This window comes from Actinomadura sp. NPDC049382 (genome assembly GCF_040677125.1).
GTDB classification, from domain to species: Bacteria; Actinomycetota; Actinomycetes; order Streptosporangiales; family Streptosporangiaceae; genus Spirillospora; species Spirillospora geliboluensis.
The window spans coordinates 1-9,818 of sequence record NZ_JBFARO010000202.1; the positions used below are offsets into that span (position 1 = coordinate 1).

At 75.5% G+C, this 9,818-nt stretch carries 9 protein-coding genes; 3 read left to right on the forward strand and 6 right to left on the reverse strand.

The annotated features are described in order from the left end of the window. On the reverse strand, positions 1-585 hold a 585-nt coding region (locus tag AB0K34_RS44700), incomplete at its 3' end, for a thiamine pyrophosphate-binding protein (RefSeq protein WP_364554596.1). Beyond that, positions 582-1,355 carry a cyclase family protein gene (locus AB0K34_RS44705; RefSeq protein WP_301177742.1) on the reverse strand — a complete coding sequence of 258 codons (774 nt, stop codon included), beginning with the start codon at positions 1,353-1,355 and terminating at the stop codon, positions 582-584. The genes AB0K34_RS44700 and AB0K34_RS44705, both read right to left, overlap by 4 nt. 170 nt (positions 1,356-1,525) lie before the next feature. Here AB0K34_RS44705 and AB0K34_RS44710 point away from each other — a divergent pair, with 170 nt between their 5' ends. Continuing rightward, on the forward strand, positions 1,526-2,383 hold the full coding sequence (locus AB0K34_RS44710; RefSeq protein WP_138634029.1) for a siderophore-interacting protein: 858 nt from the start codon (positions 1,526-1,528) through the stop codon (positions 2,381-2,383). Positions 2,384-2,407: 24 nt separating this feature from the next. Here AB0K34_RS44710 and AB0K34_RS44715 read toward each other — a convergent pair whose 3' ends face one another. Together AB0K34_RS44715 and AB0K34_RS44720 are read right to left on the reverse strand one after the other, a co-directional pair. Next, positions 2,408-3,787, reverse strand: coding sequence for an AarF/ABC1/UbiB kinase family protein (locus AB0K34_RS44715; protein ID WP_171068841.1), 1,380 nt, complete (start codon positions 3,785-3,787; stop codon positions 2,408-2,410). Between the two features lie 91 nt (positions 3,788-3,878). Continuing rightward, complete coding sequence (locus AB0K34_RS44720) at positions 3,879-4,532, reverse strand: QsdR family transcriptional regulator (protein ID WP_171068840.1); 654 nt, start codon at positions 4,530-4,532, stop codon at positions 3,879-3,881. 94 nt (positions 4,533-4,626) lie between these two features. Between AB0K34_RS44720 and AB0K34_RS44725 the strand changes: the two genes are divergently transcribed. Both AB0K34_RS44725 and cphA read left to right on the forward strand, forming a co-directional pair. Continuing rightward, a complete protein-coding gene (locus AB0K34_RS44725; protein ID WP_138634026.1) occupies positions 4,627-5,463 on the forward strand; it encodes a cyanophycinase in 837 nt (278 codons plus the stop codon). 3 nt (positions 5,464-5,466) lie between these two features. After that, positions 5,467-8,136, forward strand: coding sequence for a cyanophycin synthetase (cphA, locus tag AB0K34_RS44730; RefSeq protein ID WP_364554598.1), 2,670 nt, complete (start codon positions 5,467-5,469; stop codon positions 8,134-8,136). Here cphA and AB0K34_RS44735 read toward each other — a convergent pair. Together AB0K34_RS44735 and AB0K34_RS44740 are read right to left on the reverse strand one after the other, a co-directional pair. Further along, entirely contained in the window at positions 8,133-8,942 is an 810-nt protein-coding gene (locus tag AB0K34_RS44735; RefSeq protein WP_240807173.1) for a phosphatase PAP2 family protein, read from the reverse strand. The genes cphA and AB0K34_RS44735 overlap by 4 nt on opposite strands. 32 nt (positions 8,943-8,974) lie before the next feature. Then, a partial coding sequence (locus AB0K34_RS44740; protein ID WP_364554600.1) for an MMPL family transporter occupies positions 8,975-9,818 on the reverse strand: 844 nt, incomplete at its 5' end.

A 9,818-nucleotide genomic window follows, 5' to 3' on the forward strand; every position in this document is an offset into this window, starting at 1 on the left:
GACGCTCCTGTTCGCCGCGCCCGGCGTGGCCATGCTCCTGACCCTGGCCGCCTGCGGTGACGAACAGGCCAACGGCCGGCGCCCCGCCTCGTCCGGGAGTTCGGCGCCCTGCACGTCCAGCGGCAGGCCGAGCAGCACGGTGCGGCGCTCGGCGACCGCCGTCCGGCAGGCGCGCGCCACGTCCTCGAGCGCGGTCCGCGGCGAGTGGACCCGCTCGGGCACCGCCCCGACGGCCGCGGCGATCGCCGCCTGGTCGACCCGGAAGTTGGAGCGGACCGCGGCGGCGGCCACCTCGCCCGCGACGACCAGCAGCGGCGTGCGGCTCTTGGCGGCCTCGGCCATGCCGGTGACCGCGTTGGTGAGGCCGGGACCCTGGTGGACGCTGACCACGCCGAGCCCGCCGCTCACCCGCGCGTACGCGTCCGCCATCGTCACCGCGCCGCCCTCGTGCCGGGCGGCGACGTACCGGGCGCCGTGCGCGGCCATCGCGTTGGTGACGTGGAAGTTGCCGCTGCCGGCGACGCCGAAGACGGTGCGGGCGCCGAGCCGCGCGAGGGCCTCCCCCACGGCCGCCGCGACGATCATCGCTCGATCAGCGCGAGGACGCGGGCGGGGCTGCCGGAGCCGCCCTCGATCGGCAGCGGCGCGGCGACGAGCACGGCCCCGCGGGCCGGCAGCCGGGCGAGGTTCTGCAGCTGGGTGAGGCCGTACTTGCCCGCGCCGAGGAAGTAGGAGTGGCACGGGAACGGCGGGTCGAACCCGTGGGCGGCGCCCGCGTCGGTGCCGACGGTCTCGGTGCCGAGGCCGATGACGGGGGTCTCCTCGGCGAGCCACCGGGCGCACTCGGCGGAGATCCCCGGCGTGTGCGGGCCGTTCTCGTCGGCGTTGAGGAAGGCGCCCTGGTCGCCGGACCGCGCGTCCCAGCCGGTCCGGTACAGCAGCCAACCGCCGTCGGGGAGTGGGCCGTTCGCCTGCTCCCACTCGCGGACGTGCTCGATCTCCAGCAGGAAGTCGGGGTCGGCGGCCGCGCGCTCGGACACGTCCAGCACGACGGCCGGGGCGACCAGCCGGGTGGGCGGGACCTGCGCGACGTCCTCGCCGTCGCGCCCGGTGGCCCAGTGGACCGGCGCGTCGAAGTGCGTGCCGACGTGCTCGCCGGTCTCGATGTCGTTCCAGTACCAGGCGGGGCCGCGGTCGTCGTAGCGGCTGATCTCCTTGAGCCGGAACGGCACGGTGTTGGCGAACGGCTCGGGCAGCTGGAGGATCGGCGTCCGCTCCGACAGCGGGGCGGTCAGGTCGACGATCTCCACCGAGCCGTCGGCGACGGCGGCGAGCAACTGGGCGAGCAGGGGCATCCGGTCCTCCGGCGGCACGGGTGGCTGAGGGGGTGCGCGGGGTCCCCTGAACGTACCGCAGATGGACCCGCCCAGAGGGCCTGCTCAACGCCGTTGCTCGAGCGTCCGGAACAAAGTGGACGGCGGCACGGGTTAGGGTTACCTAAGTACCGCGGATCATCGGAGGACGCATGGCGACGGAACCGGCACGCGAACCGGCACGCAGGGGACGCACGCTCCACCGGGGGACGGTGGTGCGCACCGAGCGCCTCACCCCGCACATGATCCGGGTGGTCCTCGGCGGCGCCGGGCTCGCGGAGTTCGCCGCCGGCGAGTTCACCGACCACTACGTGAAGCTGCTGTTCCCGCGTCCGGGCGTCGCCTACCCCGAGCCGTTCGACATGGAGCGGGTGCGCGCCGAGCTGCCGCGCGAGCAGTGGCCCGCGACCCGCACCTACACCGTCCGCGCATGGGACGAGCGGGCGCGCGAGCTGACGATCGACTTCGTCCACCACGGCGACAAGGGCCTCGCCGGCCCGTGGGCGGCGGCCGCCCGGCCGGGCGACGAGATCATGTTCAACGGCCCCGGCGGCGCCTACGCGCCCCGCCCGGCCGCCGGCTGGCACCTGCTCGCCGGCGACGAGAGCGCGCTGCCCGCGATCGCCGCGGCCCTCGAACGCCTCCCGGCCGGCGCCCCCGCCCGCGCCTTCGTCGAGGTCGCGGGCCCGGAGGAGGAGCAGCCCCTGCGCGGCTCGGCGACCACCGAGATCGTCTGGCTGCACCGCGGCGCCGGCGAGGTCGGCGCGCTGCTGGTCGAGGCCGTCCAGAAGCTCGACTTCCCGGACGGCGAGGTGCACGCCTTCGTGCACGGCGAGGCCGGCTTCGTCAAGGCCCTGCGCCGCCACCTGCGGGTCGAGCGGCGCCTGCCCCTCGACGCGCTCTCCATCTCCGGCTACTGGCGCCGCGGCCGCGACGAGGACGGCTGGCAGTCGAGCAAGCGCGACTGGAACCGCCAGGTCGAGCAGGAGGAGGCCGCGGCCCTCGGCTGACCCGCCGGCCGGCCCGGCCGCGGGTCAGGCGGTGGCCGGGGCCTGGTCGTCGAGGTCGTCGAGGCCGTCGAGGTCCTCGGGGCCGTCGTCGTCGGCGAAGCCCGGCAGCCAGCGCTCGGCCTCGGCGCGGAAGGCGCCCTCGGCCTCCAGCTGGCACAGCACGCCGCCGCAGCCCGACAGGGCGCGGCTGACGGCCAGGTACTGCGGCGGCAGCCGGAACGCGCGGGCGAGCGCGCCCGGGCGCATGTCGGAGGCGAGCCCGAGGCCCCGGGCGGTCTGCTCGCGCAGCCACTCGCGGGAGTAGCGGAAGCGCTCCACGGCGAACGGCGCGGCGTGCGGGGCGACGAGGTCGGCGATCTCCTCCGGGTCGACCTCCGCGTCCGGGACGAGGAAGCCCTCGTCGCACAGGGCGTCGACGATCTCGTCGGGGTCGCCGAGGGTGCCGATGCGCAGCAGCCGGCCGATCGACCACTGCAGCTCGGCCGGGACGCGGGCGGCGCCGCCGAAGTCCAGCACGCCGAGGCGGCCGTCGTCCAGCAGCCGGAAGTTGCCCGGGTGCGGGTCGATGTGGATCATCTCGCAGCGGGCCGGGCCGGACAGCAGGAAGCGGAACAGCAGCAGGCCGGCGCGGTCGCGGCGGTCCTGGTCGCCCTCGGCGATGACCTTGGCGAGCGGGGTGCCGTCCAGCCACTCGGTGACCAGCACGTTCCCGGCCTGCGCGACGACGGCGGGGACGGCGAAGTCGGGGTCGCCGGCGTAGGCGTCGTGGAAGGCGGTCTGGGCGCGGGCCTCGTCGGCGTAGTCGAGCTCCTTCTCCAGGCGGCGCTTCAGGTCGGCGACGACCGGCTTGACCTCGACGCCGGGGAACAGCGGGGTGAAGAGCCGGCTGAGGCGGGCGATCTGGTTGAAGTCGCTCATCAGGGCCTGCGCGGCGCCCGGGTACTGCACCTTGACCGCGACCGTGCGGCCGTCGTGCCAGACCGCCTTGTGGACCTGCCCGATGGACGCGGCGGCGGCCGGGCGGTCGTCGAACTCGGCGAACAGGTCGCGCCAGTCCTCGCCGAGGCCCTCGGCGAGGACCTGGTGCGTGGTGGCGGCGGGCATCGGCGGCGCCGCCTCCTGGAGGCGGGTGAGGCTGGCGCGGAACGGGCCGGCGATCTCCTCGGGCAGCCCCGCCTCGAAGATCGACAGCAGCTGGCCGACCTTCATCGCGCCGCCCTTCAGCTCGCCGAGCACGGCGAACAGCTGCTCGGCGGTGCGGCGCTGGACCTCCAGCGCGACGGCCTCGGCGGGGCGGCCGAAGGTCCGCTTGCCGAACCCGAGGGCGGTGCGCCCGGCGAAGCCCAGCGGGAGGGTCGCCAGCTTGGCGGTGCGCGTCACCGCGCGGCGGGGGATGTCACTCACGGCCCGGCCGTCCCTTTTTCGACGATGCGTCCAATGCCTTAGCCTCTCATGGCGAACGAAAGCCACAAAGTGGTCAATCGCCGTCCATTGTTCAGCGTTCGGCGGGGCCCGGAGATTCCCGGCCGCCGTCCCCGGACACGCGGCCACCGTCCCCGGGCGCGCACGGGCGCAGCAGCAGCTCGACGACCTCCAGGGCCCGCTCGATCTCCGGCTGGTTCCCGCCCAGGTAGTGGGCGTACATGAACGAGTCGGCGACCCGGACGATCGCCTGCGCGAGCGTGCGGGTGGGCAGCGGGACGCGCAGCGCGCCGCGGTCGATCTCCGCCTGCAGCTCGCGCGCCAGCAGCTCGGCCGCGCGGTCCTCGATGGTGCCGGGCATGGTGGCCAGCCGGACGAACAGCCGCGGCTCGCGCTCGGTGAACGCCTTCAGCGGCGCCGCGTCCACGACCGCGCGCATGAAGCGCTCCAGGAGGGCGAGGATCCGCGGCGCGCCCGCGCCGCCGACGCCGCGCGCCGCGACGCGGTAGGTGCGCTCGGTCATCTCCGCGAGGACCGCGCCGAGGAGCTGCTCGCGGCCGCCGACCCACCGGTACAGGGTCGCGCGCCCGACGCCCAGCTCCGCCGCCAGCGCCGACATGTCGATCGGCTCGCCCCGCAGGTAGTGCGCGGACGCGGCGGCGAGCGCGGCGGACGGCCCGGCCGCGGGCCGGGCGGGCGCGCCGGGGGGAACGGGGCTGCCGCTCATCCGCACAGCATGGCACAGCGGCGCCGGCGGGCCCGGCCCGGACTCCTCGCGATCGCGCGACTACCACACGTGATCAAAGGGTAGTCAGCTCAGTGTGAAGGTCAAACATGGGGGTGCCGGACGCAAGGGCCGGCTGCTGATCATCGGTGGGGCGGAGAACCGGACCTGCGGGGCCGGGCCGCTGGAGACGTTCGTCGAGCTGTCCGGGGCCGAGGACGCGCGGATCGTGGTCGTGACGACGGCGACGGAGGTGCCCGAGGAGGTCGCGGAGGAGTACACGGCGGTGTTCGGGCGGCTCGGCGTGTCGTCGGTCCGGGAGCTGCGGCTGCTCGGCCGCGCCGCGGCCGACGACGCGGCGACGCTGCGGGCGCTCGACAACGCGACGGGCGTGCTGTTCAGCGGCGGCGACCAGTCGCGGATCCGGACCCTGGTGGGGTCCCGGACCAACGAGCTGCTGAAGCGGCGGCTCGACCAGGAGGGCCTGGTCATCGCCGGGACGAGCGCGGGCGCGACCGCGATGGGGCATTGGATGATCTTGGGCGGGCACGGCCACGAGGTCGCCGCGTCCAGTGTGAAGGTCGGGCCGGGCCTCGCGCTGCTCGACAACGTGCTGATCGACATGCATTTCAACGAGCGCGGGCGGCTGCCGAGACTGATGAGCGGCATAGCGCTCGACACCCGGCTGCTCGGCGTCGGGATCGACGAGGACACGGCGATCGTCGTGGGCGACGGCCAGTTCGAGGTGGTCGGGACCGGAGTGGTGACGGTCGTGGACGCCGGGCAGTCCACCATCGCCTACGCCGCCTCCGACGACGAGCCGATGGCGATGTTCGACGTGTCGCTGCACCTGCTGCCCGCCGGCTGCACGTTCCAGATGAACGACAAGCTGCCCGCGATCGGCAACATGCGCGGCCCGGACGAGGAGGACTGAGCCGTGCGGCTCGATCATGTGCGCCGCCTGAGCGGCCCGAACACCTACCTGTCCCGCCCGGTCGCGATCGCGCGGCTGGACCTGCAGAGCCTGACCGGCCATGAGACGACCGACCATCCCGGCTTCGCCGAGCGGCTCGTCGCGGCGCTGCCGGGCCTCGCCGGGCACCACTGCTCGGCGGGCCGCCCCGGCGGGCTGCTGGCCGCGATGGCGCGCGGCACCTATTTCGGCCATGTGACCGAGCACGTCACCCTGGAGCTGTCCGGGCTCATCGGCCGCGAGGTGTTCTTCGGCCGCACCGTCCTCGCGGGCGGGCCGGGCGAGTACGAGGTGATCCTGGAGTGCCCGCGGGACGAGCCCGCCTCCAGCACCGTGGTGGAACGGCTGATCATGCTGGCCGTGCGGGCGGTGACGGGTGCGCTGGAGGGGCAGGTGCCGGACCTGTCCGGCGACCTCGCCGAGGTCGCCGCCGCGCACGAGGCCGAGCGCCTCGGGGTGAGCACGGCGGCGCTGGCCCGGGCGGCGCGCGAGCGGGGCGTGCCGGTCCGCCGCGTCGGCGGCCTCAACCTGCTGCGGCTCGGGTACGGGCGGTACCGGCGGACGGTGTGGGCGGCGATGACGGACGCGACCTCCGCGATCGGGATGGAGGTCGCCGGCGACAAGCGGCTCGCGCACCGCGTCCTCGCCGACGCGGGCGTCCCCGTCCCCGAGGGGCGGGTCGCGGCGTCGCCGGCGGAGGCCCTGGCGGCGCTGCGCGACATCGGCGGGCCGGTGGTCGTCAAGCCGCTCGCCGGGCACCAGGGCGAGAACGTCCACATCGAGCTGACCGAGCCGCCGGAGGTGGTGGCCGCGTTCGCGTCCGCCGCCGGGGAGGCCGGCGAGGTGCTCGTCGAGTCCTACATCCCGGGCAAGGACTACCGGGTCCTGGTGGTCGGCGGCCGGGTCGCGGCGGCGGCCGAGCTGACCGCCGCCCATCTGACCGGCGACGGGGAGAGCGCGATCGCGGCGCTGGTGGAGCGGGTCAACGCCGACCCGGCCCGCGGCGAGGGCCACGACCGGCCGCTGACGCGGCTGGCGCTCGGCCCGACGGAGCTGGCGCTGCTGGCGCGGCAGGGGCACGGCCCGGACTCGGTGCCCGGCGCCGGGGAGCGGGTGTGGCTGCGCCGCAACGCGAACCTGTCCACCGGCGGCACCAGCCGCGACGTGACCGCCGAGGTCCACGCGGACGTCGCCGCGATGTGCGTGCGGGCCGCCGCGGCCGTCGGCATGGACGTGTGCGGCATCGACCTGCGGCTGCCCGACATCGCCTCCCCGGTGCCCGCCGAGCGCGGCGCCGCCGGGATCCTGGAGGTCAACGCCGCGCCGGGGCTGCGCATGCACCTGGCGCCGCACGAGGGGGCGGGACGGGACGTCGCCGGCGACGTCATCGACCTGATGTACCCGGCGGGCACGCCGTCGCGGATCCCGATCGTGTCGGTGACCGGCACCAACGGCAAGACGACGACCGTCCGGATGATCGCGCACATGCTGGAGCTGGACGGCCGGCGGACCGGCATGACCAGCACCGAGGGCGTGCACGTGGGCGGGCGGCAGGTCCACCTGTCGGACGCGTCCGGGCCCCGCTCGGCGGAGATGGTGCTCGGCGACCGGTCGGTGGAGGCGGCCGTGCTGGAGACCGCGCGCGGCGGCATCGTCCGGCGCGGCCTCGGCTACGACCGCGCCGACGTCGCGGTCGTCACCAACGTGACCCGCGACCACCTCGGCGTGGACGACACCGAGTCGGTGGCCGACCTGCTCGACATCAAGGCGCTGGTCGCCGAGGAGGTCCGGCGCGGCGGGCACGTGGTGCTGAACGCCGAGGACGAGCCGTCGGCGAGCCTGGCGGAGCGGCCCTCGGTGCGGCGCCGCGACCCGGTGCTGCGGTTCTTCGCGCTGTCGCCGGACGCGCCCGTCCTCGTCGCGCACCTGCGCGGCGGCGGCCTCGGCTACTACCTGGCGGACGGCTGGCTGACCGAGGCGCGCGGCGACCGCCGGACCCGGATCCTGCCGGCCGCGGAGGTGGCGGGCGCGTTCGGCGGGCACGCCGCGCACGTGCTGGCGAACGCGCTGGCCGCGGCGGCCGCCGCCCGCGCCCTCGGCGTCGCGGTGGACGTGGTGGCGCGCGCCCTGCGCTCGTTCGACCCGCACACCCGCAACCCCGGCCGGGGCTGCGTGTACCGGGTCGGGGAGAACCCGGTGCTGGTCGACTACGCGCACAACCCGGCGGCGGTCGCCGCGATGGGCGCGTTCGTGGAGCGGCGCTGGGGCGCCGGGGGCGTCGCCGCGGTCACGCTGCCGGGCGACCGGTCCGACGAGCTCGTCGGCGAGACGGCGCGGGCCCTCGCCGCGTCGTTCGGCCGCGTCGTCGTCTACGAGGACGAGGACCTGCGGGGCCGCCGCTCCGGCGAGATGACCCGGCTGATCGTGCAGGGGCTGCGGGAGGCGCGCCCGGACGTCCTGCACCATCCGGCGGGCGACCTGAAGGGGGCGCTGGCGTCCGCGCTGGACCTCGCCGAGCCGGGCGAGCCCGTGCTGCTGCTGTACGAGAAGCTGCAGCCGGTGACCGAGCTGCTGGAGACGCTGGACGCGGAGCCGGAGGGGGATCCGGGGCGGGCGGCGGAGCCGGCGGGCTAGCCGGGCGCCGCGGCCCGCCCGGCGGCGGGCGGGCGCAGGACCAGGACGCTGACCGCCAGCAGGGCGAGCACCACGATGCCGTCCAGCCAGTAGTGGTTGGCGGTGCCGACCACGACCGCGACCGTCACTGCGGGGTGCAGGAGCCACAGCCAGCGCCAGCGCGTCCGGGACGTGACGATGAGGCCGAGCGCGATGACGGCGGCCCACCCGATGTGCAGGGACGGCATGGCCGCGTACTGGTTGGCGACGGTGTCGGTCTGCGGCGGCCCGTACACGGCCGGGCCGAACCGCGCCGCGGTGTCGATGAGCCCGGTGGCGGGCAGCATCCGCGGCGGGGCCAGCGGGACGAGCAGGTGCAGGACGAGCGCGACGCCGGTCAGCGCGACCATGACCCGGCGGACCCACCGGTAGTGGGCGGGCCGCCGCAGGTAGATCCAGAGCAGGAAGGCGATCGCCGCCGGGAAGTGCACATAGGCGTAGTAGCAGTTGGCCGCGTGCACGAGGAGCTGGCTGTTCAGCAGGCCGTCCTGGACGCCGGTCTCGCTGGGCAGGCGCAGCAGGCGCTCCAGGTGCCACACGTCGCGGGCGTTGGCGAACGCCTCCCCGACCCGCCCGCTCGCCAGCAGCCGGCCGAGCTTGTAGACCGTGAACAGCACCACGATCAGGACCAGCTCGCGGACGGCGTGGGGCCGCCCGCCGGGGCGCTCCCGGCCGGGCCGTCCCGCGGCGGGCGCGTTCCGGCGTCCCGGCCGGCGCAGCCGCGCGAGGGCGCCGGCCGGCCGGGCGGGTCGGTCGAGGAGGCTCACATCGCTGTCCTTCTGTGGGGGGACGGGCCGGCTCAGCTCCGCGAGGCCGCGGGTTCCCGCTCGCGGGGGCGCTCGCCCGGCTCGTCGAGCAGATGCCGAAGCCTCTCACCTTCGACGTCCACGTTGGGCAAGGCACGCGAGAGCCAGCGGGGCAGCCACCAGGCGGCGCGGCCGGACAGCGCCATCACCGCGGGGACGAGCGTCATGCGGACCACGAAGGCGTCGAAGGCGACGCCGGCCGCGAGCGCGAACCCCATCATCTTGATCATCGACTCGGAGGAGGCGACGAACCCGGCGAACACCGCGATCATGATGACGGCGGCGGCGCCGACGACGCGGGCGCCGTGCCGGAACCCGGTGACGACGGCCTCGGTGGGCGCGGCGCCGTGCACGTGCTCCTCGCGCATCCGGGTGACGAGGAAGACCTGGTAGTCCATGGCGAGGCCGAACACCACCCCGATCAGGAAGATCGGCATCATGCTCATGATGGGGCCGGTCTCCGCGACGCCGAGCAGGCCGGCGAGCCAGCCCCACTGGAACACGGCGACGACGGCACCGAAGGTGGCGGCGACGGTGAGCAGGAACCCGAGCGTCGCCTTCAGCGGCACGAGCAGCGACCGGAACACCAGGAGCAGCAGGATGAACGCGAGGCCGACGACGACGGCGAGGTAGGGCGCGAGCGCCTGGCCGAGCTTGGCGGACACGTCGATCGCCATCGCGGTCTGCCCGGTCACCATGGCCCGGACGCCGGCGGCCTCGCCGCCGTCGCGGATGTCGGCGACGAGGTCGCCGCCGAACGCCGTCATCCCGGCCAGGAACGACGACGCCCCGAGGTAGGCGCCCACCTGATCGGGCGGCGCGTACCGGGCGACGGCC

Bases quoted from the DNA above. Each gene is read 5' to 3' on its own strand.
- AB0K34_RS44720 (WP_171068840.1), bottom strand. From the start codon at position 4,532: ATGAGCGGCAGCCCCGTTCCCCCCGGCGCGCCCGCCCGGCCCGCGGCC.
- AB0K34_RS44710 (WP_138634029.1), top strand. From the start codon at position 1,526: ATGGCGACGGAACCGGCACGCGAACCGGCACGCAGGGGACGCACGCTC.
- AB0K34_RS44705 (WP_301177742.1), bottom strand. From the start codon at position 1,355: ATGCCCCTGCTCGCCCAGTTGCTCGCCGCCGTCGCCGACGGCTCGGTG.